Below are 26,135 nucleotides of genomic sequence, written 5' to 3'. Positions count from 1 at the left end.
AACTGTTTCCCAGTATCTAATCTGTCGTGCGGTTATGATTTCGGGGTTATCCCCGGTTGATTACACGTACAGATGCCTCTCTCTGACGGTTACAGCATGTCCAATCCTGATCATTTGGTCAAGATTAAAAATCCGAATTGTTATTCCTGTGTCAAAACGGCTGATTTCTCCACGAAAACCGCCACCTGCAACCAGCTGGCGCTTGGATTTCTTACTGCTCTGAAACATCCGCCATCACATTGATTTGGCGATATTTTACGCTGGCTTTAACCCGATGAACTAAAGTAACGTTATGTCATAAGCCCATTTCGGATCGCGCGTGATGACATCAAACGAAACTGCCACGGACACCCTTCCTGATCGTCAACCATCGGTTCGGGCCGTTGCCATGCCATCGGACACCAATCCGAGCGGCGATATCTTTGGCGGCTGGCTGATGTCGCAGATGGATCTGGCGGCCGGGACCGCGGCGGCACGCCGCGCCAAGGGCAGAACCGCCACGGTCTTTGTCGATACCATGTCGTTCCTGCGCCCGGTCCATGTCGGGGATGAAGTTTCATTCTTTACCGAAATCATCCATGAAGGCCGCACATCGCTTCGCATCAATGTCGAAGCCTGGCGCCAGACCCGGTTTGAAGAAACATCGGAAAAAGTCACCGAAGGCGTCTTTACCTTTGTCGCACTCGATGACGAGGGCCGCCCGCGCCCGATTGATCCGGAGCCGGAAGCCGCGACAGCCTGAGCCAGTCCGAACAAAACAAAACGCCCGCAAACCAGTGCTTGCGGGCGTTTTGTTTTGGAATATCGGGAACGCTATTCCATGACTTCCATATGTTCGTCATCGGATGGCTTGGCCCGTTTTGGCCCCTGCATCAGCAACAGCAACGGCACCACCCCGATCACGATCCACATCATCGCCTGAAAATCATTGAGATAGGCAATCGTGCTGGCCTGTGCGGTGACAACCTTATTAAGCATCACCGCCCCGGTCTGTGTGTGCCAGTCCCAAAGATCGGGCAACCACGGGCTTTGCAGGGCCATGCGGAACGGTGTCAGCTTTTCGGCCAGACTTGCATGCACCACCTGGGTATTCTGGGTCAGCATGGTGGTCATGACCGAAATGCCGATGCTTGATCCGATATTGCGCATCAGGCTGAACATCGCCGTGCCTTCGGTCCGGTAATGCGGGTTCAGGGTCGCAAAGGTAATCGTACTGAGCGGCACGAAAATGAAACCAAGCCCGATCCCCTGAATGATACCGGTCCGGATAATCACGAACTCGCTGACATCGGTGGTAAATCCGATCATTTCGTAAAGTGACAAGGCCGTCATAAACAGACCAAACAGGATCAGAAGCCGGGTATCAATCCGCCCGACCAGTCGCCCGACCATCATCATGGCAATCATGGTGCCCACCCCGCGCGGGGCCAGCAACATGCCCGCGGTTACCACCGGATATCCCATGAGGTTTTGCAAAAATGGCGGCAACAATGCCAAAGTCGCCAGCAACACCACGCCAACCACAAAGATGAAAAACAGCCCGACGACAAAGTTCCGGTCAGCAAACAGCCCCGGTTCCAGAAACGGGTTTCTTGCGGTGAACATATGGACGATGAACATATAAAGGCACACCGCAGCAAGTGCTGTTTCAATGATGATTTCCCACGATGAAAACCAGTTCTGGCTTTCACCGCGATCCAGCATCATCTGAAGCGCACCGATCGACAGGCTCAGCAATGCAAAGCCGAACCAGTCAAAGGACAAACCGGGTCTTTTATCCGTTTCGGGCACAAAGGCCATGATGCCAAACAGCGCCATCAAACCGATGGGAAGATTGATGTAAAACACCCAGCGCCAGTTATAAAATTCGGTCAGATAACCGCCCAGTGTCGGACCCAAAATCGGCCCCAACATCACCCCCATCCCCCACATCGCCATGGCCGAGCCATGCTTTTCCTTGGGGTAGGTATCCAGCAATACCGCCTGTGACAGCGGCACAAGCCCCGCCCCAAACGCGCCCTGCAACAGACGGAACGCCACCATTTCTTCAAGCGACACCGCCGCCCCGCACAGCATGGAGGCAATGGTAAAGCCGGTAACAGAGACCAGAAACAGCTTCTTTCGGCCAAAGCGCGCGGCCAGAAAACCGGTCGGCGGCGTCATGATCGCAGCCGCCACAATATAGGATGTCAGCACCCAGGAAATCTGATCCTGGGTCGCGGCCATGCTGCCCTGCATATGGGGCAAAGCAACGTTGGCAATGGTGGTGTCGAGTGCCTGCATGATGGTTGCAAGCATGATCGAAACGGTGGTCAGACCGCGTTCAAGCGGCGTTGTCTCGCTGGCCGCCGTGGCGGCAGCACTCATTGTGCGGCCCCGGGCATCGCATGACCGGTTCCGATTCCGGTTTCAGTTCCTGCTTCTGCCTGGTTGATGCCAATCCATGACATCATGGTGGCGGCAAATGCCGGGACTTCACGCTGGTGGTGGGTGTCAATTTCGACTTCGGTGCTCATGCCGGCGCGCAGCGGCGGCAAATCATCATCACGATTGATTGCGATGCGCACCGGAACGCGCTGCACCACCTTGACCCAGTTGCCGGTCGCATTCTGCGCCGGGATCACGGAAAATTCCGCGCCGGTCGCCGGTGCCACCGAATGCACAACCCCGTGCCAGACATGATCGGGATAGGCATCCACCTTGATGTCGGCTTCCTGTCCGGGTTCAAGATGGGTCAGTTCGACTTCCTTGAAATTGGCATCAATCCATTGAACCTCGCTTGAAACCAGACTTGCCATCGCCGAACCGGCTTTGACATAGGCGCCTTCTTCGGGCTTGTTGCTCAGCACACCATTAAACGGCGCAATGATTTCGGTGTGTTTCAGATCAAGCTCGGCCCGGGCCAGATCAAATTTTGCCTGCTGATATTGCGGCAGATTTTCAATCGGGGTATCGGCATCCCCGCCCAGCTTTGACAGGGTGGTTTTCATCGCCCGCTGATTAAGGACAATGCGCTGCTTGGCGGCCAGAAGGTTGTTCTGGGCTTCGTCAAGGGCTGCTTGTGATGCCACATTGCTTTTGCGCAGCGCCTGCTGCCGATCAAATTTCTTCTGGGCGTAATCCAGATTGATCTTGGCCAGTTCAAGACTGCCTGCCAGCTCGTCATAGCTGTGACGCAGGGCGTCGACTTCCTGTTTGATCGCATTCAGATTGGCATGGGCGCGTTCAACCGCGATCTGATAGGGGCGCGGATCAATGCGAAACAGCACGTCGCCCTTGTGGACCTGCTGGTTTTCATCGACCAGAATTTCACTTACCGGTCCGTCAATTTCCGGTGCGATGGCCACCATGTCGGCATGGACATAGGCATTCTCGGTGCTGACAAACCGCCCGCCGGTATAATACCAGTAAGCCCCGCCCACCACCACGGCAAGCGGCCCGGCCAGCAAAAGCACCGGACGCAACCAGCGTTTTCTTGGCTTTGACACAGGATTTTCGTTCGCCGCCGACGGGGCAGCATTCTGATTTTGATCTGACATGATTTTCGGGGCCTTGATTTATGCGGTCTTTGAGCTGTCTGGCTTTGAGCTGGCTGGCTTTGGGTCGGTTGGCGCGTCGGTGTCGGTATGCTTGCTGCCCTGTTCGACAGCGGTCAGGTTGTCATGCATCCGGCCCAGAACAGAAATCAGCATCTGCTGCATATCCGGGGTGATCCCGGTCATGGCATCTTCGCGCGCCGCAGCCGCAACCACATAAATGCGATCAAGCAGCGGTTTGGCCACATCGGTCACATAAAGCTGAAAGGCGCGCCGGTCATCGGGATCGGGCCGGCGTTCGACCAACCCTTCCTCGACAAGTTTGTCAATCAGGCGTGCGGCTGTAATCGGCTGGATTTCAAGCATTTCCGCCAAGGCAACCTGACGCATGCCTTCGCCACGCGCAACATAGACAAGTGCCTGCATCTGGGCCTGGGTCAGGCCGAACTCGTCCGCGTGGCGCATAAAATTGCGCCGCATCAGACGGGTCACGTCCTTCATCAAAAAGCCGATATTCTGTTTGGGATCGGTGAATTTTGGCATCCGCCAACTCTGTCAAAGTCGCATGGTTGATATATAATAAGCAATATATACTATATCACCTTGATGACTTCAAGTCAGTTGCCATCATCCCCGCCCTGCGGCAATGACATGGCTGCTGATCATCACGGGTCTCTATGCAAGCAGGGGCAAATATGCGATTTTAATCGGCACAGGCAGCAGGCTGTGATAGAAGCCGCGCCAGAGAGATTTCCCGCAGACGACCAAATAGAAAAGACCCGCAAGTGATGAGTGATCAATCGCGCCGTTCCGAATTGCTGATGCCCGCAGGCTCGCTCGAAAAGCTGAAAGTTGCCGTGCTGTATGGCGCGGACGCCGTCTATATGGGCACACCCGATCTGTCATTGCGGGTCAAAAGCCAGATGTCGCTTGAAGACGTGGTCGAGGGCATTGAATTTGCCCATAGTCACGGTGTTCGCGTTTATCTGACGCTGAACCTGTTTTCGCATAACAAGGATATCGACAAACTTCCGGAATATGTCGACACCGTGCGCAAATGCATGCCCGATGGCCTGATCGTGGCCGATCCGGGTGTGTTCATGTTTGTGCGCGAACATGCACCGGAACTTGATTTGCATGTATCGACCCAGGCCAATGTCTGTTCCTGGCAGTCAGTCAAATTCTGGCAAAGCATCGGCGCCAAGCTTGTCGTGCTGGGTCGCGAGGTTTCCTATGCCGAACTGACCGAAATCCGTGAAAAATGCCCCGATATCAAGATCGAGGCATTTGTGCACGGGTCGATGTGCATGACCTATTCGGGTCGTTGCCTTCTGTCGAACTTCATGGCCGAACGTGGTGCCAACCAGGGGGCGTGTGCAAACTCGTGTCGCTGGAAATACAAAGTCCACATGAAGCTTAAGGACGGCACGGTCAAGGAACTCAAACTGACCGAAGAAAACCTTGAGATGTTTGATTTCTTCCTTGAAGAAGACATGCGTCCGGGCGAACTGATGGAAATTCAGGAAGACGAACGCGGCTCCTATATCCTCAATTCGCGTGATCTTTGCATCATGCCGAAGCTTGAGGACTATTTGAAAATCGGTGTCGACAGCCTCAAGGTCGAAGGCCGCGGCAAAAGCCCCTATTACGCCGGTCTGGTTGCCCGTGCGTACCGCATGGCAATTGATGACTGGTATGAAGACCCGGAAAACTGGTCAGCCGAAGAATATATGAAGGAACTGGCAACCATTCCCAACCGGGGTTACACGCTTGCGTTCCATGATGGCCGCCTGACCAACTATGCGCACGGCTATGACAGCAACACCAACGTGTCCGACTGGGAATTTGCCGGAATGATCGAGGAAGTCGAAGACGACGCCTTTATCATGTCGGTCAAAAACCGCATGCTGCCCGGTGACGTGATTGAAATCGTCCCGCCGCGTTCGCGCCAGACCATTTTCATCCGCATGTATGAATTCATCGATGCCAAAACCGGCAAGGTCGGCGAAGCGGTCCATGCCAATACCCATCCGCGCATCCGTCTTCCGTTCAGCCTGTTTGAACAGGAAGACCCGGAATTCCTGCGTCGTGAAGTGCTTCCGATGACCATCGTGCGCAAGGAAAAGGCCCTGTCTGAGGATGAATGGCAGCGCCTGAAACTTGATCAGGAAGGCCACAAGATCGAGATGGGCAAAGGCAATGAAGACCGCTATGACGCCAAACGCGAAGCGCTTCAGACCGCCCTTGATGACCGCCAGAAGGAACGTTCGTTCCGCACCCCGCGTGTCGGCACCAAGGGGTGCTGTGGGCGTGGCTGTAACGGTTGCCTGATCTTCTGGCACGACCCGACCTATGCCAAGGCGCGTGAAATCCTTGCCAAACGCAAACAGGGCGAGATGCTGGAAAAAGACGGCAAGACGATTGCCGCTGAATAAGCAACCCTGATGCCCGAACATGAAAAAACGGCAGTCCCATGGGGCTGCCGTTTTTGTTTGATTATTTGATTGCCTTTTCGGCCTGCTGTTCAAGCTTGTCGATGCGTTTAAGCCCGAACCAGCCAAGCCCGAGGAACACAATCAGCAAGACCGGGCTTAACAGTGTCAGATTGCGTTCAAGCAGTTCCGACATCCCTTCGCCCAGCACATACCCCAGCGCAAAATAGATCCCGATCCAGATCAGGATCGATGCGATGCTAAGCGGCAGGAACCGCATGAATGACATCGAACTCATGCCGACCGGAAATACGCTGATCGATCGGATGGTGTTGGGATAGCGGCACAAAAGGATATAGGCGACGCCATAATGTTCGAACAGGCGCAATGTCTTGCCCATCCATTTCGAAAGGGCGTCGGGCATTTTGCGGACAATCGCATCGCCATATTTGCGCCCCAGCCAGAACCGCAAAAGATCACCGGCCACAGACCCGGAAATCATCGCGATCATCGATGGCCCCAAAAGCAGGCTTTCAGACACCACAAACACACCGACGAAAACCGGCAGGATGCTGGCCTTGCTCACGCAATAGGTAAAGATCAGGCTATAGACCAGCTGCTGGTGATCCTGAATCCACAGATTGATTGTCTCGAACACGGCAAACCCGCCTGAATGATGAAGATTGGAAGCCTTCTAGGTCAATCGACCTCAAGAGGCGAGTGTGCCGGTTCACAGTATATCTTCAGGCCAGTTCAAACCGGATCGGTTGCGCCCCTTCCCAGAGCGTCATCTTGCCGAGCTTTTCAAGGTCATCAAGATTGCTGGTCACGGTGATGAAATGGTTGCCCGCAAGCTGGCCGACCTTTGAGGCGAAATGAACGCCACCATAGGCCAGCAGGATTTCGGTTTCGCTGATCCCGCCGGGATACAGGATGATCTGGCCCGGTGCCGGGAAGCTGGTGTGGTTTTCATAGCCAACGCCAAACTGGTAATCGCCAAGCGGCATCCAGACGCCCTCGCCGCTCCAGCGCACATGGACGGCTTTGCTTTCGAACGGCATGCGTTCAAGAAACGCCTTGCAGGTTTCAGGGGCCTTGGCGGTTTCAAGCACACCGTCAAAGGTAAACGGGCCGGCGGTGATTTTAATCTTGGTCATGTTTTGTCCTACGCAATCAATAGTATCCAGCCCAGCGCCATCCCCAGACTGATCAGGGTGACGGGCACGCCGATGCGGGCGTAATCGGCAAAGGAAATCACCGTTCCGGCCTTGGCGGCCTGTTCAACGGCAATGATATTGGCAACCGAGCCGACAATCAGAAAATTACCCGACAATGTGCTGAAAACCGCCAGGGCATGCAACATGCTTTGCGACCAGTCCGGTCCAAGGGAAAGCAACATCATCACCAGCGGCACATTGCCGATGGTATTGGATCCCGCCAGCGACACGCCAAGCAGGACGGTAGGTTGATCAATGCGAAGACCAATCAGCAGATCGCGAAAGAATGCGGCAATGACGTCATCGCCCGACATCGCCCCGGTGACAATGAACAGGCCGCAAAACAGCGCCAGCAAATGCCAGTCAACACGCCCCAACACCTGATCGGTGCCAAGCTTGCGACTGAGCAACAGCATCGCAACAATCAGCAAACACCAAAGTGCGCGTTCTTCGACAAAGACAAAGATCAGGATCACCGCAATCGTTGCCACCACCGCCTTGGTCAGCATGGCACGATCCAGGGTAATTGTTTGATCCGCATCGATACGGGGCCCGGGATTGGCAAAGCGCAACAGGTCGCGCGTGGCCGGCCCGTAAACCAGCACCAGATAAACCACCACAAGCCCGATCAGCGCCGGCACCCCGCAGGCCAGCAGAAAGGCTATGAAATCAAGCTGGCCGAATTCGGCAATCATCAGGTTTTGCGGATTGCCGATCAGGGTCGCTGCCGATCCGGCATTGGCCGCACAGGCAACCGCAATCACAAACGGTTTGGGATCAAGACCGCGCGCCACCACCCCGGCAATCAGGATCGGTGTGACCGCCCAGACCACCACATCATTGGTCATCACGGCTGACAGGCCACCACAAACCATGATCACACCGGCAAGCAACCCGCGCGGCGTCAGATCAAGATGAATGATGCGATCCCCGATCCAGTCAAAAAAGCCGCTGGCGGCATATTGCGATGACAACACCATCAGGGTCAGCAAAACCGACAGGGTGGCGAAATCCACCGCGGCAAGGGCCTGATCACCATCAATCGCCCCGGCCAGCAACAGGATCAGCGCCCCGATCACGGCAATGCCGGTACGGTTGATCGCAAGCCCCGGCCAGCGCCCCAGCGCCATGCCGAAATAGACTCCCCCGAATACAGCAATAATCAACCAGTCCACATCAGGCCGTCCTGTTCAAATTGATGCGCGACGCGTGCGCAATTCAAAGCGATATGTATCGTCAAACCGGTCCCGGGACACGATCAATCGGGTGACAGGATATGCACAAATTGCAATGCCCCATACCAAAATGCGTTAACTCATGCCCCGGTCTGGTAAAAACACGGCCTTTTGAGCCATTTTTTGCGTTGCGGCATATGTTCTTCGACGATCCTGCGATTGTTTCAGGACAAAAGGGATGAAAATTTCACTTGCGCCGGGAAAGCAACAGGCGTAAATCCCGCCTTGCCCAAAGTCGCACGTGCCTGTGGTGGTCCTGCTTACTGGAACCCGTAGGACTTACTTAAAGCAACGACGGTGTAGGGCTTTTTTGGTCTCAGGTGGCGTCCAAATCCACCGACACTAAAGAGGCACACCATCATTGCCCACGTGCGGAACGGGAAATCCCATTCCATAGCGAGGCAGACTTAACTTCGCAGTTCCGGTTGGCCCCGGAGCTTATCAGCACGCAGGTAGTCCGCGTCACGCGCCTCCACCGCGCTCATACGCATCAGGTACATGCACGCTGCCATATTCGTGGAATGGGAGAACGCCCCAATGGCAACTCAGCGTATTATTGATTTTCTCGCACAGAACCGACCGGAAGGTCCTTGCCTTGTTGTTGATCTTGATGTTGTTCAGCGCAACTACGAGACCTTTACCCGTGCGCTTCCTGACTCCCGCATTTTCTATGCGGTCAAAGCAAACCCGGCCCCGGAAGTTCTGAGCCTGCTTGCCGATCTTGGCAGCAACTTCGACACCGCATCCGTGCCCGAAATCGAAATGGCGATGGCCGCTGGTGCCACCCCGGACCGCATTTCGTTTGGCAACACCATCAAAAAAGAACGCGACATTGCGCGCGCTTATGAAATGGGTGTTCGCCTGTTCGCCGTTGATTGCGTCGAAGAAGTCGAAAAAATTGCCCGTGTTGCACCGGCATCGCGTGTTTTCTGCCGCATCCTGACCGATGGCGTTGGCGCAGAATGGCCGCTGTCGCGCAAATTCGGTTGCGCGCCTTCCATGGCGCTCGAAGTTCTTGAACATGCCCATCACATGGGTCTGGATGCCTATGGCGTGTCGTTCCATGTCGGGTCGCAGCAGTGCAACCTTGATGCCTGGAACACTGCCCTTGCAGAAGCATCTTCGATCTTCCGTACCCTGGCTGACAAAGGCATCGTTCTGCGCATGGTCAATATGGGTGGGGGTTTCCCGACCCGTTACCTGCGTGACGTACCGGCGACCGAAGCATATGGCTCGGCGATCATTGATGCGCTTCACACCCACTTTGGCAATCACATGCCCGAAACCATTATCGAACCGGGCCGTGGCATGGTTGGTGATGCCGGCGTGATCAAAGCCGAGGTTGTGCTGATTTCGCGCAAACACGAAGATGATCCGGTGCGCTGGGTTTACCTTGATATCGGTAAATTCGGTGGCCTTGCCGAAACCATGGACGAAGCAATCCGTTACCCGATCACGACCATTCATGACGGTGGCGATGTTGCTCCTTGCGTTCTGGCCGGTCCGACCTGTGACTCTGCCGACGTGCTTTACGAGAAAAAACCTTATGACCTTCCGGTCGCACTGACCATCGGTGACGAGGTTCTGATCGAAGCAACCGGCGCCTATACCACCACTTATGCATCTGTGGCGTTTAACGGCTTCTCGCCGCTGACCGCCTATATCATCTGACCCCATTCGGGAAAGACAGATCAGTGATCACGATTGATCGCGAAGGCCGCTTTGACCACGTCGAACGTGAAAAGCTGCTTGATCGCGTCATGGGTCCGGCGCGGTTTCAGAAATCGTCTGAAATCCTGCGCCGTGATCGGCTTCCGGCGGACGGTCTTGCGTTTGTCGCCCACGACGGCAAACAACTGATCGGCACTGTCCGGTTGTGGAATGTCAATGCGGGTAACGGCGGTAGCGCGCTGTTGCTGGGTCCGCTTGCGGTCGAAAAGATCTATAGCGGATCGGGCGTTGGTGCCGGTCTGGTTTATGCAGCCCTTAACGCTGCGCAATCGGCCGGTCACCGTTCGGTTCTTCTGGTCGGAGACCCGGACTATTACGCGCGCTTTGGCTTCCAGGCAGCCCCCGCCAACGGGCTTTTGATGCCCGGCCATTTTGATCGACACCGGTTCCAGGCGATCAATCTTGGCAATGAAGACGTCCTGAGCGGCACGCACGGCATGCTTTATGCCACAGGCCAGCGTACCCACTAAGGCAAGCCAGAATAAAACTTCAAAATCCCGCGGCAAATGCTGCGGGATTTTTTTGTGCCTGTTCACTTGCAAGCTACTGAAAAACAAAACAGTCTTGTCTTAAATCTACTGACAATTCATAGTGGACGTTCTGGTTGCACAGAGAAGATTTTTGCAATTGCATTGCAAGTTGAGACCCCACACACGACCTGTAATGCGTTGATCCTAAGCCGAACTGATGCTTTCGCTTTTGAAACACGAATGACCCGGGATGACTTTATGCTTGAAGGTTTGAAACAGGCACTCCTCCGTCGCAGCAGCATGCCCGTCACCCTTGCTGCAGCGGCAATCACCCTTCTGGTTCTCGGATTCAACTATTATGTGCATTTCCCGCTAAGTGAAAATGCCGAGCAGCGCGAACTGCGATCATTGACAAATCTCCTTGATGGCTATGCCAGTCAGGTCGAAGAACAAATGATCGGGGTGGAAACCACCCTGACCGCGCTTGGCAGTATCATTTATGACGAACGGTACTCGGCACGCGAAAAGCATCTTCTGCTCAAGCAGGCCGCCGACGCACTCGATATTGTCCGCGTGTTCGGTGTTACCGACATAAATGGCCGCATCATCCATTCATCGCGCAGTTTCCCGGCACCCGATGTCGATTTGTCCGGGCGTGATTATGTGCAGTATTTCCTGAAGGGCGGAGATGCGCCGCGGTTCCTGTCAGGACCGGTCAAGAACCTTGTTGATGGCCGTTGGCAACTTTCATTCGCCCGGGCTATCCGCAACCCATACGGCCAATTGGTCGGTGTGATTTCGACGGTGATCGATCCGGGTACGATGATTGAACGTATCGCCAAATCAACAATCCCGGTCGATTATGTCACCCTGCTGGACCGCAATTTCAATCTGGTTGCACGCAAGCCGGCAAAGGACGAGATGATCTCGAAATCGATGGCCGATGCCGAGATTTATACCGATGTTGCCAACTCGTCCGAGCGGATCGTTGCCAATGTCTATTCCAATGTCTTTACCGGTCAGGCCCGGTTTGGTGTTGCCGAGCGGGTCTTTCACGACACATTGGTGATTTCGACATCGCGTCCCTATGACTATGCGATGCAATACTGGAACGTATTTTCGACCGGTATCACCATTGCATCGGTGATTTTGCTGGTGTTCATGATCGGCATTCTTTGGACGATCAACCTGCGTGCGCTGGCCACACAGCGCTATAACAAGAAGCTGAAAACCATTAACAGCGAACTTGAAATCGCGCGCAATGACGCCGAAAAACTGGCACGGATCAAGGATGACTTCCTGGCCAATATGAGCCACGAAATCCGAACCCCGATGAATGCGATTTTCGGTCTGACGCAACTTTTGAAACGCACCCCGCTTGAACAGCAACAAAGTGAATATGTTCGCCAGATCGGGCTTTCGGGCAAATTCCTGTTGGGCGTGATTGACGAAATCCTGACATTCTCGAAGATCGAGGCCAATGAACTTGTTCTGGATCAGGAACCCTTTGTCCTGCCCGATGTGATCGACAATGTCGGGTCGATCATGTCGATGTCGGTCAATGACAAGGCCATCGAAGCGGTGATTGATGTCGCCCCCGATGTGCCGCGCTCGATCATCGGGGATTCCCAGCGCCTGCAACAAATTCTGGTCAATCTGATCAGCAATGCGATCAAATTCACCGATGCCGGAACCGTGCGCCTTGATGTTCACAAGGAACATGCACCCGAACCGATCCTGTGTTTCCAGGTCACGGATACCGGTATCGGCATTCCCGAAAATCAGCAAGCCACGATATTCAACCCGTTCACCCAGGCCGATGCGTCAACAACACGCAAATATGGCGGAACCGGGTTAGGACTTGCGATTTCCAACCGGCTGGCAACTGCAATGGGGGGTGAAATTACCCTGCGCAGCAGCCCGGGACGCGGATCGACCTTCACGTTGAAAATACCGCTGCGGGTAGGTCCCAATGACATTGCACCGCCACTTTATTTCGAAAAAGTCGACAATCTGCGAGTTCTGATCGTCGATGATCAGGAACCAACCCGCGAAGCGCTTCAGACCATTGCCCATTCGCTTTATGTCAAGGCCGACACCGCACCGGACGGACAAACAGCGATTGACATGCTGCTTAATGCCAAGGTGCCCTATGACATCCTGATGATTGACTGGCAGATGCCCGGGCTGAATGGCCTTGAGACCATTGAACGCATTCCGGCCGACAAGCTGGAAAAAATGCCGGCAATCATCATGGTCACGGCCTATGAACGCGATCTTTTGTCACAAACCAAAAATGCCGAAAAATACGAATTGCTGACCAAGCCGGTAACCGGATCATCATTCATGGATGCGATTACATCCGTCAGTGATGCCAGTGCGGCAATCCGTCCGGGCTGTGCCCCTGCCAACAAAATCACGGAAAACTCGCTGGCCGGGCTTAATATTCTGGTGGCCGAAGACAATGCCGTGAACCAGCAGGTGGCAAAGGATTTGCTGACCTCGTTGGGTGCCAAGGTCCATATCGCCGATAATGGCATCAAGGCCGTTGCGGCGGTCGAAAAACATTCATTTGATATCGTCCTGATGGATGTGCAGATGCCCGAAATGACCGGGCTTGAGGCAACGGAACGCCTGCGCTCATCCTATCCCGATCTTGATTTGCCGATCATCGCACTCACGGCTGGCGTTCTGGAAAATGAACAGCATAAATGCCGCGAAGCGGGCATGAATGACTTTGTCGGCAAGCCTTTTGATTTCGAGCTGATTGTGTCCAAAATCCTGAAACATGTGCGGGTCGGCTCAAAATCAAACAAAAGCAACCCGGCCCCGAAACCGGCTGACGAAACGGTGCAGTCAGCCGACAGCAGTCCCGCCGATGCGCCTGTCATTCCGGCTCAACAGGCGACGGGAACGGCATGGGATGACTTCCCGCTGCATGAGGAAAAGCTTGCAATCGAACTGACAGCAGGAAGTGTCGATCTGTATCATCGCCTGTGCAAACTTTATGACCCGCAAGCACGCGACTGCCAGACGCAAATCCATCAGGCGATCAAGGATAACGAAACCAAAACCCTGAGCGAGCAGCTTCATATCATGAAGGGGTCATCGTCGCAGGTCGCCGCAACCCGGATTTCGAAAATGTCGGCAGAAATGGAACGACTGACCCATAACGGGGAGATCGAAAAGGTTGCGGCCATGCTGGGCGAATTTGACCGTGTTCTGGACGAGACGCTGGCGATCCTTGCTACCAAGGGCGACGAAACATCCAACTAGGATAATCGCCGCCCCGGGGAATACAGGGAATACAGGGAATGAAGTGGAATGAATTGACCGAAGGGGACGATCAGACGGCCTGATATTCAGGCCTCTTTGCCCCCTTCATTGTCCCCTTCATCGCCCGCTTCTTCTTCCAACTGTTCAAGGAACTGTTCGGTTGCCGCGATCCGGGTATTGAGCAAATCAATCAGGCCGCGCCCGACATCCTGCAAGGCATTGTCGATATTGGCTGGCCCGACAGTTTCGCCCCTCTGGATTTTTTGCAACATCTCGGCATGCTGTTTGAATTTAAGGGAATCTTCCACCGCCCCGACCACAGACAGCAATCCACCCAGCGCAGTCGTTTCACGCACGATGTCTTCCCAGACCTTGCGTCCATGATCGATTTCAAGCTTGTGGGTCAACCGTTTTGCATCACGGACGAATGTCTTGAGCGAATTGACGTAGGTTGACGATTGTCCGTCAAAGCGCTGTTCGATCACATCAGCATTGAAACCAAGATCCCGACCAACCTTCCATGCCTCTACCGAATGTCTGGCGTTTTTATCTGTGTTCCTGAATTGCCGGGCTCGGCCAACATATTTGGACATGGCCATGACAATTTCGCGCATTACGAACGGCTTGATCACCACTTCGTTGGCACCCGATTGAAGGCTTCTGTGATGAAGTTCGGATGTGCTGTTGGCTGTCATCATCAGAACCGGGATATCCTGATAGCCCAGTTCGCGGATACGTTTGACCGCGTCGAACCCGTTCAGGTCAGGCATTTGCACATCCATCAGAACGATATCGATCTCGTCGCGGTAATTCTGCACTTTGCTGATCGCTTCATAACCGCCCGACGCGGTATAGACCTGTGCCCCGTTGCGGATCATGAATTCCTTGGCGACTTCACGGTGCATCTGGTTGTCATCAACGATCAGTACCGTATTGCCCGACAGCGGTTCGGCGCTGGTTCCAGGATTTTCACCTTCCGTCACTGGCTCCTGGACATGGGCTGTTGCATCGGCAACCGCGTCAAGCAACATGCTGAGTGTCACCGGTTTGGTCAGGAAGCCATTCAACACCCGCCCGCGGTCCTGGATATTTTTGGACAGGAATGTCCGGTTATGGGCGGATATCATAACAATGATCGGCACCTTGCCACCATTCTGAAGCTTTCTGATTTCCTCGCTGGTTTGCCAGCCATCCATACCAGGCATGCGCCAATCAATCAGAATGACGTCATATGACTCCCGCATGCCTTGTTTGAACCGGATCATATGCATTGCTGCTTCGCCTGACGCCGCAACATCAACCGTCCAGCCAAGTGCAGATGTCAGCTGCTCAAACACGGTTCGGGATGTCTCATTATCATCAACAATAAGTGCCTGAAGGTTTTTAAGATGTGCCGGGACAACAAAGCCGGATCTGAAACTGTCAATCCCTTCGACACTTGCCTGGAAATGAAGACCCGTCATTTCCAGATTTTGATGATCAAGGAACAATTCACCACCAATCGCCGGGGCGATACGCCGGGCAATTTCGAGATCCAGGTGAATTCCGCCGGACGCCCCACCACCAATCTTGTCTTTGGTCAATACTTCGACACTGAGTTCGGGGAGTTTGTCCTCACTGTCGGTCATTCGAACACGGATCAACACCGTTTTGCCGACTTCACCGCCAATGACATGCAAAACAAGATGACAAACCAGCTTTGCAACCAGCTTTTTGTGGTATTTGATCGCCTTTTCAACACTGAGATCGGTATCAAACAGGATTTCGTTATCTTCGATATCCTTGCGCTGTCCCAGCGCGAAAGAAATATCGTTTAACAGCTCATCGATACCGAATGTCTCGTAACTGCCTTCCTTGACCTGAAAATCCAGTTCAAAAAATGAAATCACGGAATCTGCGCGGTCTGCTGCTTCGCGGTATATTTTCTGCAACCCCGAAAAATAGCGTTGGGCATCGGGACCGACGGCGCTCATTTCTGCAAGATCAAGAATGCCTGACGCGTTTTGAAAGCGCGACCGCATGTCGTGACTAAGTTCACGCAACAACATCCGGTCATCATCATTCAGCTTCAAGCTGCCCTGAACACCGATCGAAACAGGTTCGCGGATGCTGCCCAGGTCTTCTTCCGGCCGGATGATGACCAGCGCATCACTCCCCTCGCCCGTGCTGCTGCGAAGCGGAACCAGAATTACTGTCCCCGATATCGTGTGCCTGCCAATTTTCAGGGACTGGCGTTCCGAAACCAGCCAGTTTGGCCATTCATCGTCGTCCTGATCGCTCGCCCCGCCTTCTTTTCCGTTTGAAGGAAGATCAAGTTTCAGCCCTGATATCGTTTCGCTTGAAAGCCCGATGATCTCACGCAGATGACCGTTACAGCCGATGATTTTATGATTGCTGTCAATCGCCAATGCCGGGACCGGAAGCATGTAAATACATTCGACCAGCTCACGCTGCAAAACCGAACGTGTGTCTTTGTGTTCCCGTTCCGCACTTTGGGTCGTATTCCGGAAAATACAGTAAAATGCCAGTATCGTCAGAAGAACGACACAACCGCCCAGAACTTCATTCACAACGGGAAGTCCAACCACATATGAGCCCAGACCAGTCAGCGCGACAATCACAACACACACGCTGATCATAGCTTTGTCCGGCTTCATATCTTCCGACATCAACTAACTCCCCCAGGCACACAACCCTGGAAACATTATTTCGCGATAAATTGTTCCTTTGGGTGTATATAGATACAGTACCAACCTATTGTAAGTCACTCATAAGAATAGTTTTACTTTGCGATGAAGGCCATTGATGGCCAAACAAAAAAAGACGCCCGAACATGTCGTAGCGTCTTTTTGAAATGTCGGGATCGACCAGCTGGATCACAATTTCCTATGAACAGGAATCCTTTGACAACCAGCCCAGAAAGACCGCGCCATCTTCAAGCCGTTGATGGCTGAAACATTTTCCATCGGGATAGGCGCTGCTGGCCGGGGTAAAGCGGACTTCGTCCTCGCCCGGTAGGATATTGGTGGTGGTTTCCACCAGTTCGGTATGAACCGTGCCCATGCCATCGGCCGGAACCAGACAGTCATAACGCCCGCCATTGCCATTCACCGTCCGCACCCCGACCATGCCGTGGTTCATCGGCCAAGCCTTGAGAACCGACACCAGATCGCCCGGATTTTCCGCAAGGCAGGCCGTAATCGCCGGTTGCAGATCGGCGAAATATTCGGTCCAGATACCTTTGCCTGATGACTTCAATTCATCGAGCTTGACCACCGGGAAGTTGCCCGGCGGCAATGCCAGACCGACCGGTGCGGCAGATACGGCACAATGGGTTTCGCCAGACGGGGTTTGCCAGATCGCATCTTCACCCTTGCCACGCAGTTCATACAGATCATTGGCATAGCCATATCCCGACCCGGTCGGAATACGGGCCAAAGATAACGGTTCGCGACCGGGGAATTCGACGGTGGCGCGATCAATACGCTGTTCGAAGGTCACCGAAAAACGGCTTTGATCGTCACAGACAAAGACTTTTGACCCGCCAAGCTTCGCGGTATCGCTGTTCATCTGGGCCAGCATCGCGTCGATGCGGCTTAATGCCACCTTGCTTTGGGCAAGGGCGCCGCTGACTTCATGTTCGTCGGGATTGCTTTGCACGCCATTGACGGTCTTGGTCCCCGATGAAAAGCGGCCTTGCGCGAAATCAAGCTGCAAGCTGTATTCCAGCGGCGTGTCGCTTTGCGCCCCGTCATAATTGACGCGCGTCGCATGTTCCGAAAACCGCAACAACTGGCCATTGCGGTAATAAAGCTTCACATCCGAGGTGCCGTAATCACCAAGGTCGCGATGCTCGTCCACCATCATCGGTTCGCCTTCGGGCGAGACATATGCCTTATAGGTCACGGTATGATCGGATGCGACATACTGACCGGGAATAACCCGCAAGGATGGCAGGCGGGCTTCGATTGCGGCAATGTCGCGCGCGGTATCGGCACCGTCAAATTTGCGTGCCCCGTCAGACTGGGTATGTGCCACCGGACGCACCGTAATTTCCACGTCATTTGGCGCATCACCGGTCAGCACCCGATAGACCTGATCATTGCGAAACAGCGTATCACCGTCGGAATTGACGATTTCGGCTTCAAGCGCATAGGTCATGCGCGGATCGATTTTCGATCCGTCATAGGGCAGGACAAAAACCATCGGCGGGTTTGACACCGGCTGACGCAGGGATGCGATTTCAACCGACGGCGCATCGGCACGCGATACATCCCGCAGCCTGACAACCAGAAACGCATTATCAGGCGACAGCGCAATCCGTTCGCGATAGGTCACCGAACCGGTGACCCTGGTCGTGCTGGTTTGAAATGCCGCACAGGCCGATAACAACGTGACCATGCCAATGGCAAGTAACGTCCTTACCCACATTTTCGCGGACGATATTGAGTTCATTGAGACCCCGGTTTGCTCGTTTTTTGGATTGTGCATTTATATGCGCACAATGTTGCCGCCAAAAATACCTAAAACCAAGGCCAAAAAGGGGCAAGGCACGTTATTTGCTGCTGTTTTGCGTTCAGGCTGCCCTGTCAGCAGGCGGATCAAGACGAATGCCGTCACCATCAAAAAGATGCCAGTTGTCCTGATCGGCAATCGTCAGGGCCAATTGATCCCCGATCGAAACCCGGACAATGCCCGCCAGACGCACATTGACGTCCATCTGTGACGGATCGCCAATCCCGCAATGAAGCTGAACAAACGTATCCGATCCAAGATGTTCGACCGCCAAGACCGTGCCCTTTAATGCGGCATTGCCTTCGTCGCACAGTACCAGATGTTCGGGACGCGCCCCCACCGTCAGGGACCGGTTGGCGGCAACATGATCGCCCATCGCCACCGCAAGCCCCGATGGCATCACAACACGCCCGTTCTCGTCACTGCGCGCATCCCAGAAATTCATCTTGGGTGATCCGATAAATCCGGCAACAAACCGGTTGGCCGGTTGCAGATAAAGATCAAGCGGCGTTCCCACCTGTTCGACAATCCCGTCACGCAACACGACAATCCGGTCCGCCATGGTCATGGCTTCGACCTGATCATGGGTAACGTAAATCATGGTCGCCCCAAGTTCGCGGTGCAGACGGGCAAGCTCCATCCGCATATCGACGCGAAGTGCCGCATCAAGATTTGAAAGCGGTTCATCAAGCAAAATGATTTTGGGATCCCGCGCAAGGGCCCGGCCAATCGCAACACGCTGGCGCTGTCCGCCCGAAAGCTGTTTGGGGGTGCGATCAAACAGATGAAGCAATTGCAAAACATCACCGATTTCGCGGGTCTTGGCATCCATATCGGATTTCGACCACCCCGCCATCTTAAGCGGGAAGCCGATATTTTCCGCGACTGTCATATGCGGATAAAGCGCATAGGACTGAAACACCATGGCAATATCGCGATCAGACGCCGGAAGCGGATCAACACGTTTATCCCCCAGATGGATTTCACCAGCGGTGATTTCTTCAAGCCCGGAAATCATGCGCAGCAATGTCGATTTGCCACAGCCCGACGGGCCGACAAAAACCACAAGCTCCCCGTCCCTGATCGACAGATCCACGCCCTTGATGATGTCGGCTGTGCCAAACGACTTTGTGACATTGAACAAAGATACAGACGACATTTCAGCTATTCTCCACATGGTCGAATGTCATGATTTCTTCGCCGGTCGGCACTGGCGCGGACAGGACCGCTGCGACATCAGGGCAAAGATCGGAAATTTCGGGATATTTGCGCGGGTTGCTGGCAATGGCCTTGCCGGCGACCTCGATCCCGGCGCGCAATGCATCGGGCAAAGCGGCCTGCATCTGCAACGCCATCAAAAAGCCCGCGTTAAAGCAATCCCCCGCCCCCACGGTGTCGACAACATCGACCGGTCCGGGTACGGGCACATGCAGGATCTTACCACCGGCAAAAGCCGTCGCACCGGCCGCCCCGCGTTTGACCACAATGATCGCATCGGATGGCAGTTTATCGGCAATACGGGCCAGATATGTTTCGATATCGCGGGCAAATTCGGTTTGTGAAATGCCCAGAATGCCCGCTGCCTCGGCATCATTGATCAGAAGGATATCCACATAGCCCAACCAGCTTTCAAGATGGGTCTGGACATCATCGCTCCATCCGCCGGTCGGCCATGCGGTATCAAGGGCAACAATCGCGCCGCTGTCATGAAGTTCCTTCATCAGGCTGGCGCAATCAGGCAGCAGACCGGGCATCAGAAACGTTCCGACAAACAGTGCAATCGCACCATCAACCCGGGTTTCCGACAGCATCGCGCGTACCATTGTCGCGTCAAAGATCGAACTGTGCCCTTCGTTTGACAGGAACGTGCGTTCCTTATCGGGATGGGTCAGGCCAAACGTCACCGAGGTCACGGTATCGCTGCGATGCCAGTAATCGGCAAGAGGCCCGAACTGTTCGCACAACCAGTCGCCCATGGCGTCCTTGCCGACATTGACGACGATATGCTGATGGGCATCAAGCGCCATCAAAGCCGCCCCAAAATTGCCGCATCCCCCGCCGATCCGCATTTCATAATCGGGATAGACGGTCTCGGTTCCCGGTTGCGGCCAATGGGCGATGGGGCCCATCAACTGATCCACATTGATCGTGCCAATCGATATGATCGGACGTGCCGGATCAGGACGAATGCCCGGATATGATTTTGTCATGGCATTCATCCCTTTACACTGCCGCTTGCAAGTCCGGACACCAGGGTTTTCTGCATGAAGAAGGCCAGAATCACCGGGGGTACGGCCGCCAGAATTCCGGCTGCTGAAATCAGGCCGTAATCCGCCACACGCCCGGCCGCCAGATCGGCAATCGCCACCGTGATGGTTTTGGCCCGAATGTCATTGGTGAACAAAAGCCCGTAGAAAAATTCATCCCATGCCAGCAACACCGCCATCATCACTGCCGCGCCAAGGGCCGGACGGGCAATCGGCAGGATCACATACCAGATGGCCTGCAACCGGTTGGCACCATCAATGATCGGGGCTTCGTCAAGATCGCCCGGAATGGTGTCAAAGTTGCTTTTGAGAAGCCAGGTCGTGAAGGGCAGCAGGATCGAGCAATAAACAATGATCAGGGCAAAGTGGGTATTGAGAAGCCCAAGCGCACTCATCACCGTATAGAGCGGCAACACGATTGCCACAGGCGGCAACATAAAGATCGCAATCACCGCATAAAGCAGGTTCTTGCGCCGTGGTCCGGGCAAACGCGAAAAGCTGTAGGCCGCCGGAATGGCAGCAATGATCGAAAGACCGGTCGCGGCAAAGGCAATGATGATGCTGTTGCGAATACCATAGAGGAAACTGGCCGACGGGCTGTTTTCGGCAAACACCAACAGATTGCGATAATTTTCAAAAGTCGGCGCATCCGGCCACCATTGCAGCGGCAAGGTGGTCAGATGGGTGGATGAGCTGATGCTCATGATAAACAGCCACAAAACCGGCACTGCAATCACGGTGGCAAGAACAAGTGCCCCCAGATAGATGCAGATTTTTTTTGTCAGGGATGCCTTCATAATCACACTTCTCCCTGCTTGCGGATCAGATACATGTATCCGGCAATCAGACAGGCACTGATCAAAACAACAATCAGCGCATAGGATGCCCCGGAACCGACGCGCATATAGGCAAACGCTTCCTGATAGACATAGAAACTGACGGTCTTGGTACTGCTGGCCGGGCCACCACGGGTCATGACATAGATGATGTCAAAGACCTTGAAGGCCTCGATCGTGCGCAAAACCAGCGCGACACTGAGCGGCCCCAGAATGGCCGGAAGGGTAATGCGCCAGAACCGGTTCCAAACCCCTGCCCCGTCAAGGGTGGCGGCCTCGTACAAATCCTTGGGCACGGTCTGAAGGGCGGCCAGCGCAATCAGGGCCACCAGCGGGAAGTTTTTCCAGACATCGGCCAGAATGACCATATCAAGGGCGGTTGCCGGGTCCCCCAGCCAGGAGCGATAGGCATCAAGCATCCCGATCTGGACCAGAAGCGCATTCAGCGCCCCGAAATCCGGGTTATAGATCAGCCGCCACATCATGGCGTTGACCACCGTCGGCAGCGCAAGCGGCAAAATCAGCATGGCGCGCAACAGGGTCCGCCCGGCAAAGGCTTCGTTCAGCAACAGCGCAACCAGAACACCGATCACCATTTCCGCCCCGACGGAAATGACGGCGAAATAGGTGGTGTGCCAGATGGCTTCAAGAAACTTGGAAGAAGACAGCGCGCGCACATAGTTGTCGAAGCCGACAAAGATGCTGGTGACATCGGGCGCAATCAGTTTCGCACCGGTCAGGCTGTAATAGATCGTCTTGATCAGCGGGTAGCCACTGACCCCGACGATGATCACGATCATCGGGGTCAGTAAAAGCCACGCCGTCACCGTTTTACGATAGGAAATCATAGCGGTGCATTCGGCTCCGGAGTTTGAACTCGGACAAGCATGGAGGAGGATCACACAAGTCCGGGTTCTGGATCAAAAAGACGCTTTCGCGCTTATTGCATGTCCGAGATGGTCTCGGCTGCGTCATTCAGGGCATCAGCCGGTTTGACCGAACCAAGCATCGCGTTCTGAAGGGCTTCTTGCAGAACAGATGAGGCTTCCTGATAGGATGCCATGGTCGGGCGCGGCGCCATGACAGCAAGACTGGTTTTGGCCGCTTCGACAAACGGTTCCTGGCCTTTGATCACGTCCGGGTTGGAATAGGATGCTTCCCATACCGGCAGGCTGAGCTTGGCAAATTTGTCCTGCACATTCTGCGAGGTCAGGAACTGGATATATTTCCAGGCTTCTTCCTTGTGACCGCTTTTGGTCGGGATCCCAAGACCCATCGAACCGTTGACAGCCGATGCCTTCGAAACACCATCAGTCCCCGGTGCCGGTGCAATGCCGACCTTGCCGGCAACCTGGCTTTCGGCCGGGTCATTGGCAAGATTATACATATAGCCCCAGTTCAGCGCGAATGCCGCCTGACCGCTGGAGAATACGCGACGAACGTCTTCTTCAAGATATTCACGGGAATTCGGGTTGGTCAGGCCGTCATCAAGGGTACCAACCATATATTCAAGCGCCTTGAGACCACCACCGGTATTGAAGGCCGGCTTGCCATCGGCATCAAGGAATTCACCGCCCATGCCCGAAAGGATGGTGGTGTAATCACAAATGGCGGCTTCGGACTGCGACCAGGACCAGACCAGCGGATAGTCGACAATGCCCTTTTCCTTGATGGCTGCGGCCTGTGCGCGCAGTTCTTCCCATGTTGCGGGCGGATTGTCAAAACCGGCAGCTTTGAGCATGTCCTTGTTATAGAACAGGAACTTGGTATCGGCGATCCATGGCATGCCATACAGCGCACCATCATATTCCACCGTGGTCCAGGCACCGTCGAGAATGCCTGACCGGGTTTTGTCATCGATGCGTGACGTGACATCTTCGAGCAGCTGATATTGCGCAAATTCCGCCGGCCAGATCACGTCATACAGCACAACGTCATAGCCATTGGCACTTTGCGACAGCACGATCTTGTCATGCAGGGCTTCGTACGGAACCAATTCGGCATTGACCTTGATGCCGGGATTGGCGGCTTCGAACTCGGCCGTCATGTTGCGAATGTCATCTTCGCTATAGGCAGCCTGCGCCATGAACAGCGCATTGAGGGTCACATCAGCATGCGCGGCACCCGATGCGGCCAGCACGCCGATCGCAGCACCCGTCATGATATTCTTGATATTCATGATTTATATCTCCCTGATACATAGGATACGACTTGGATAGACGACAAGCCTGATTGAGGACAGGCTTTATTATTAATTCAATTTGATGTAATTAATAAGTCAAAAGAAAATGGGCGGCAATGGCAAAGATGAAAAAACAACCAAAGAGCGTCACGGGAACCAACCTTTTACACGCCAAGAATCACAACAGACGTGCGGTGTTGGACGCGGTCAGACGCCATGACGGATTGTCACGGGCAGATATTACGCGCATCACCAATCTGTCGGCCCAGACGATCTCGAACCTGGTCGGGGAACTCGAAGAAACGGGACTTCTTCTGGCTGGTGAACCGATTCGTCAAAAACGTGGACAGCCTGCCCGCCCCTATCGCCTGAACCCGGATGGCGGTTATGCCATCGGATTTCAGCTGACCGGAACACAGTTTGACGCCGTACTGGTCAATCTTCTGGGCGAGGAACGTGCACGCATCAGCCAGCAATTCAACCATCCCAATCCCGAACGCGCGGTCGAATTGCTGATTGAGGCAACCCGCAAAATCATTGCCGATTGCGGACTTGATCCGGCACGCAATATCGGGATTGGCATTGCGATGCCGGGCCCCGTCGGCATTGCCGGTCCGACCGGCATTGCCCCGGGATGGGAAAATTTCGATATTGTTGCCGCCATGTCGGAAAAGATCGATTGCCCGGTATTTGCCGAAAATGACGCCGATGCCGCCGCGATTTCCGAAAAGCTGTATGGCAATGCCCGAACGCTGGAAAATTTCGTCTATGTCTTTATCGGCTATGGCTTGGGTGCCGGTCTTTTCATGGACAACCAGATCATTCACGGCACCAACGGGGCGGCTGGTGAAATCGGTCATTTGCCGGTCGAACCCCATGGGCGCGATTGCCCGTGCGGACGCAAGGGATGCCTTGAACGTTATGTGTCGCTTTTGGCGCTGTATGATGAATTTGATGCGGCCGATCGCGACGCACTTTTGAATGATACGACACTTAATCGTCTGGCCCAGCTGTCACCCGATGATGAACCGGTCAAACGCTGGATCAAACAGGCCGCCCCGCATCTGGCAACGGCGGTACAAATCCTTGGCAGCATGCTTGATCCACAGGCCGTCATGCTGGGCGGTTTGTTGCCCGCGTCAATCCTCGATGCGTTACTTATTGAGCTTGGCCGTCTTGAAACTGCGGGCAGTCGCACCCCGCTTGGCAATGCACTTCCGGTGCAGGCAGGCGTCGGCAACCTGCTGTCCGCGGCAATGGGTGCTGCGGCCTTGCCGATCTATCATGAACTGGTCCCGGACTTTCAGAACATGCTGAAAATCCGGGATGCCAAAGGATGAGTTAGCAGGAAAACGTCGCGGCCCCTATCCGGCAAAGCGCGTGCAGGGTTGACCGGCGACATCTGTGTGGATCGATAACAGCGCGCCTTCCAGTTCGTTGCCATTGCCACCCAGCCCAACCGCGGCCGAAGTAATATAAAGTGTCTTAAGGTCCGGGCCGCCAAACACGCAACTGGTCGGCTGGGTCACCGGAAGATCAATGATCTGGTCGACACTGCCATCCGGGGCAAAGCGGATCAGGCAACTGCCGCCCCAGCGCGCATTCCAGATATAGCCATCGGCATCCATCGCCGATCCGTCCATATTGCCGCGATCCTGCGGGCCAAAGAACACGCGCGGATTGCTGGGAACCCCGGTCGCCATGTCATAGTCATAGACATTCAGCGTATCCTTGATGGTGTCGCCAAAGAACATCTTCTTGCCGTCAGCGGACCAAAGCAGCGTATTGGAAATCCCGATATCAGACAGGAAACGGGTTGTCTCGCCGTCCGGCCCCACCCGGTTGAGTGTCCCGGTCGAAACCGTCACAGGAAGGTCTTCGCCATTCGGGCCGATATTGTTTTGCATGGTGCCATGCCAGAACCGCCCCGCCGGATCCACCCGGCTTTCATTGGAACGGTTGCCCGCATGGTCGCGATCTGGTGCGACAAAGGGGGTTGTTTCCCCGCTTTCGGCATCAAGAAACGCCAAACCATCAGCAAGGGCAACCAGAAGCCCGTCATTTTCGCGCGGGACAATTGCCGCAACCGGCTGATCGAATGTCCAGCTGCGCGATGCGCCATCACTTGGACGCAGGGCAAAGGCGGTCTTTCCGACAATATCCACCCAGTACAGCACGCCATCCTTGGCATCCCAATGCGGGCCTTCGCCCAGCGTGCAGCGCAGGTTTGGCAAGACGGTTTTCACGTTGGCCATGGTTTCTCCCTGATATTTCATGCGGTTTTCCGCTTTGTTCCGGTAAAGGCGGGCTGTTTGCAAAGCCCTTCCCCCATACCGGAAATACCTGATCCATATTGCTACCCGGAATGGCAACTTCTGAAAAGTCATTTTGTATGATGATTTAATTTACCGCGAAAATTTCGAACAAATGCAATCGCA

General features: G+C 54.5%; 20 protein-coding genes. 6 read left to right on the top strand and 14 right to left on the bottom strand.

Annotated features, from left to right (window positions below; genetic code table 11):
• Positions 1-322: 322 nt before the first annotated feature.
• Complete coding sequence (locus AUQ42_RS04810; protein ID WP_068517965.1) at positions 323-742, top strand: acyl-CoA thioesterase; 420 nt, start codon at positions 323-325, stop codon at positions 740-742.
• Between the two features lie 71 nt (positions 743-813).
• Here AUQ42_RS04810 and AUQ42_RS04805 read toward each other — a convergent pair whose 3' ends face one another.
• The 3 genes from AUQ42_RS04805 to AUQ42_RS04795 form a co-directional block, all read right to left on the bottom strand.
• Complete coding sequence (locus tag AUQ42_RS04805; RefSeq protein WP_068517964.1) at positions 814-2,367, bottom strand: DHA2 family efflux MFS transporter permease subunit; 1,554 nt, start codon at positions 2,365-2,367, stop codon at positions 814-816.
• Positions 2,364-3,488, bottom strand: coding sequence for an HlyD family secretion protein (locus AUQ42_RS04800; protein WP_197460785.1), 1,125 nt, complete (start codon positions 3,486-3,488; stop codon positions 2,364-2,366). Before AUQ42_RS04800 ends, AUQ42_RS04805 begins: the two co-directional genes overlap by 4 nt.
• Before the next feature lie 69 nt (positions 3,489-3,557).
• The gene (locus AUQ42_RS04795; RefSeq protein WP_068517962.1) at positions 3,558-4,079 is read right to left on the bottom strand and encodes a MarR family winged helix-turn-helix transcriptional regulator; all 522 of its coding nucleotides are present in this window, start codon (positions 4,077-4,079) and stop codon (positions 3,558-3,560) included.
• A 245-nt stretch (positions 4,080-4,324) separates the two neighbouring features.
• Here AUQ42_RS04795 and AUQ42_RS04790 point away from each other — a divergent pair, with 245 nt between their 5' ends.
• The gene (locus tag AUQ42_RS04790; RefSeq protein WP_068517961.1) at positions 4,325-5,971 is read left to right on the top strand and encodes a U32 family peptidase C-terminal domain-containing protein; all 1,647 of its coding nucleotides are present in this window, start codon (positions 4,325-4,327) and stop codon (positions 5,969-5,971) included.
• Between the two features lie 61 nt (positions 5,972-6,032).
• Here AUQ42_RS04790 and AUQ42_RS04785 read toward each other — a convergent pair whose 3' ends face one another.
• The 3 genes from AUQ42_RS04785 to AUQ42_RS04775 form a co-directional block, all read right to left on the bottom strand.
• Positions 6,033-6,626, bottom strand: coding sequence for a DedA family protein (locus AUQ42_RS04785; RefSeq protein ID WP_068517960.1), 594 nt, complete (start codon positions 6,624-6,626; stop codon positions 6,033-6,035).
• Positions 6,627-6,711: 85 nt separating this feature from the next.
• Positions 6,712-7,125 carry a DUF3830 family protein gene (locus tag AUQ42_RS04780; RefSeq protein ID WP_068517959.1) on the bottom strand — a complete coding sequence of 138 codons (414 nt, stop codon included), beginning with the start codon at positions 7,123-7,125 and terminating at the stop codon, positions 6,712-6,714.
• 8 nt (positions 7,126-7,133) lie between these two features.
• Positions 7,134-8,360, bottom strand: a complete 1,227-nt coding sequence (locus AUQ42_RS04775; protein WP_068517958.1) for an SLC13 family permease — start codon at positions 8,358-8,360, stop codon at positions 7,134-7,136.
• A 597-nt stretch (positions 8,361-8,957) separates the two neighbouring features.
• Here AUQ42_RS04775 and AUQ42_RS04770 point away from each other — a divergent pair.
• From AUQ42_RS04770 to AUQ42_RS04760, 3 genes are all read left to right on the top strand, one after another.
• Positions 8,958-10,091, top strand: a complete 1,134-nt coding sequence (locus AUQ42_RS04770) for a type III PLP-dependent enzyme (protein WP_068517957.1) — start codon at positions 8,958-8,960, stop codon at positions 10,089-10,091.
• Between the two features lie 23 nt (positions 10,092-10,114).
• Positions 10,115-10,621 (top strand): GNAT family N-acetyltransferase, encoded by a 507-nt coding sequence (locus tag AUQ42_RS04765; RefSeq protein ID WP_082817733.1) that lies wholly within the window; start codon positions 10,115-10,117, stop codon positions 10,619-10,621.
• A gap of 258 nt (positions 10,622-10,879) precedes the next feature.
• Positions 10,880-13,897: a response regulator gene (locus AUQ42_RS04760; RefSeq protein ID WP_197460784.1), complete on the top strand. Its 3,018-nt coding sequence runs from the start codon at positions 10,880-10,882 to the stop codon at positions 13,895-13,897.
• An 86-nt stretch (positions 13,898-13,983) separates the two neighbouring features.
• On the opposite strand, the gene AUQ42_RS04755 is transcribed toward AUQ42_RS04760, so the two are convergent.
• The 7 genes from AUQ42_RS04755 to AUQ42_RS04725 all read right to left on the bottom strand — a co-directional run bounded on the left by AUQ42_RS04755 (position 13,984) and on the right by AUQ42_RS04725 (position 23,694).
• Positions 13,984-16,566, bottom strand: coding sequence for a response regulator (locus tag AUQ42_RS04755; RefSeq protein WP_068517954.1), 2,583 nt, complete (start codon positions 16,564-16,566; stop codon positions 13,984-13,986).
• A 217-nt stretch (positions 16,567-16,783) separates the two neighbouring features.
• Positions 16,784-18,352, bottom strand: coding sequence for a YbaY family lipoprotein (locus AUQ42_RS04750; RefSeq protein WP_068517953.1), 1,569 nt, complete (start codon positions 18,350-18,352; stop codon positions 16,784-16,786).
• A 121-nt stretch (positions 18,353-18,473) separates the two neighbouring features.
• Positions 18,474-19,571, bottom strand: a complete 1,098-nt coding sequence (locus tag AUQ42_RS04745; RefSeq protein ID WP_068517952.1) for an ABC transporter ATP-binding protein — start codon at positions 19,569-19,571, stop codon at positions 18,474-18,476.
• Position 19,572: 1 nt separating this feature from the next.
• On the bottom strand, positions 19,573-20,622 hold the full coding sequence (locus AUQ42_RS04740; protein ID WP_197460783.1) for a carbohydrate kinase family protein: 1,050 nt from the start codon (positions 20,620-20,622) through the stop codon (positions 19,573-19,575).
• A gap of 5 nt (positions 20,623-20,627) precedes the next feature.
• Positions 20,628-21,476, bottom strand: coding sequence for a carbohydrate ABC transporter permease (locus tag AUQ42_RS04735; RefSeq protein WP_068517950.1), 849 nt, complete (start codon positions 21,474-21,476; stop codon positions 20,628-20,630).
• Positions 21,477-21,478: 2 nt separating this feature from the next.
• A complete protein-coding gene (locus tag AUQ42_RS04730; protein ID WP_068517949.1) occupies positions 21,479-22,363 on the bottom strand; it encodes a carbohydrate ABC transporter permease in 885 nt (294 codons plus the stop codon).
• Between the two features lie 92 nt (positions 22,364-22,455).
• The gene (locus tag AUQ42_RS04725) at positions 22,456-23,694 is read right to left on the bottom strand and encodes an extracellular solute-binding protein (RefSeq protein ID WP_068517948.1); all 1,239 of its coding nucleotides are present in this window, start codon (positions 23,692-23,694) and stop codon (positions 22,456-22,458) included.
• A 119-nt stretch (positions 23,695-23,813) separates the two neighbouring features.
• Between AUQ42_RS04725 and AUQ42_RS04720 the strand changes: the two genes are divergently transcribed.
• On the top strand, positions 23,814-25,037 hold the full coding sequence (locus tag AUQ42_RS04720; RefSeq protein ID WP_068517947.1) for an ROK family transcriptional regulator: 1,224 nt from the start codon (positions 23,814-23,816) through the stop codon (positions 25,035-25,037).
• 24 nt (positions 25,038-25,061) lie between these two features.
• Here AUQ42_RS04720 and AUQ42_RS04715 read toward each other — a convergent pair whose 3' ends face one another.
• Positions 25,062-25,973 carry an SMP-30/gluconolactonase/LRE family protein gene (locus AUQ42_RS04715; RefSeq protein ID WP_231856682.1) on the bottom strand — a complete coding sequence of 304 codons (912 nt, stop codon included), beginning with the start codon at positions 25,971-25,973 and terminating at the stop codon, positions 25,062-25,064.
• Between the last annotated feature and the right edge of the window lie 162 nt (positions 25,974-26,135).

This window comes from Thalassospira sp. MCCC 1A02491 (assembly GCF_001613785.1).
GTDB lineage: Bacteria > Pseudomonadota > Alphaproteobacteria > Rhodospirillales > Thalassospiraceae > Thalassospira > Thalassospira povalilytica.
This window is presented reverse-complemented; position numbering and strand designations above follow the sequence as displayed.

Bases quoted from the DNA above. Each gene is read 5' to 3' on its own strand.
- AUQ42_RS04745 (WP_068517952.1), bottom strand. From the start codon at position 19,571: ATGTCGTCTGTATCTTTGTTCAATGTCACAAAGTCGTTTGGCACAGCC.
- AUQ42_RS04740 (WP_197460783.1), bottom strand. From the start codon at position 20,622: ATGACAAAATCATATCCGGGCATTCGTCCTGATCCGGCACGTCCGATC.
- AUQ42_RS04735 (WP_068517950.1), bottom strand. From the start codon at position 21,476: ATGAAGGCATCCCTGACAAAAAAAATCTGCATCTATCTGGGGGCACTT.
- AUQ42_RS04805 (WP_068517964.1), bottom strand. From the start codon at position 2,367: ATGAGTGCTGCCGCCACGGCGGCCAGCGAGACAACGCCGCTTGAACGC.
- AUQ42_RS04770 (WP_068517957.1), top strand. From the start codon at position 8,958: ATGGCAACTCAGCGTATTATTGATTTTCTCGCACAGAACCGACCGGAA.
- AUQ42_RS04790 (WP_068517961.1), top strand. From the start codon at position 4,325: ATGAGTGATCAATCGCGCCGTTCCGAATTGCTGATGCCCGCAGGCTCG.
- AUQ42_RS04730 (WP_068517949.1), bottom strand. From the start codon at position 22,363: ATGATTTCCTATCGTAAAACGGTGACGGCGTGGCTTTTACTGACCCCG.
- AUQ42_RS04795 (WP_068517962.1), bottom strand. From the start codon at position 4,079: ATGCCAAAATTCACCGATCCCAAACAGAATATCGGCTTTTTGATGAAG.
- AUQ42_RS04810 (WP_068517965.1), top strand. From the start codon at position 323: ATGACATCAAACGAAACTGCCACGGACACCCTTCCTGATCGTCAACCA.
- AUQ42_RS04760 (WP_197460784.1), top strand. From the start codon at position 10,880: ATGCTTGAAGGTTTGAAACAGGCACTCCTCCGTCGCAGCAGCATGCCC.
- AUQ42_RS04755 (WP_068517954.1), bottom strand. From the start codon at position 16,566: ATGTCGGAAGATATGAAGCCGGACAAAGCTATGATCAGCGTGTGTGTT.
- AUQ42_RS04725 (WP_068517948.1), bottom strand. From the start codon at position 23,694: ATGAATATCAAGAATATCATGACGGGTGCTGCGATCGGCGTGCTGGCC.
- AUQ42_RS04720 (WP_068517947.1), top strand. From the start codon at position 23,814: ATGGCAAAGATGAAAAAACAACCAAAGAGCGTCACGGGAACCAACCTT.
- AUQ42_RS04750 (WP_068517953.1), bottom strand. From the start codon at position 18,352: ATGAACTCAATATCGTCCGCGAAAATGTGGGTAAGGACGTTACTTGCC.
- AUQ42_RS04715 (WP_231856682.1), bottom strand. From the start codon at position 25,973: ATGAAATATCAGGGAGAAACCATGGCCAACGTGAAAACCGTCTTGCCA.
- AUQ42_RS04780 (WP_068517959.1), bottom strand. From the start codon at position 7,125: ATGACCAAGATTAAAATCACCGCCGGCCCGTTTACCTTTGACGGTGTG.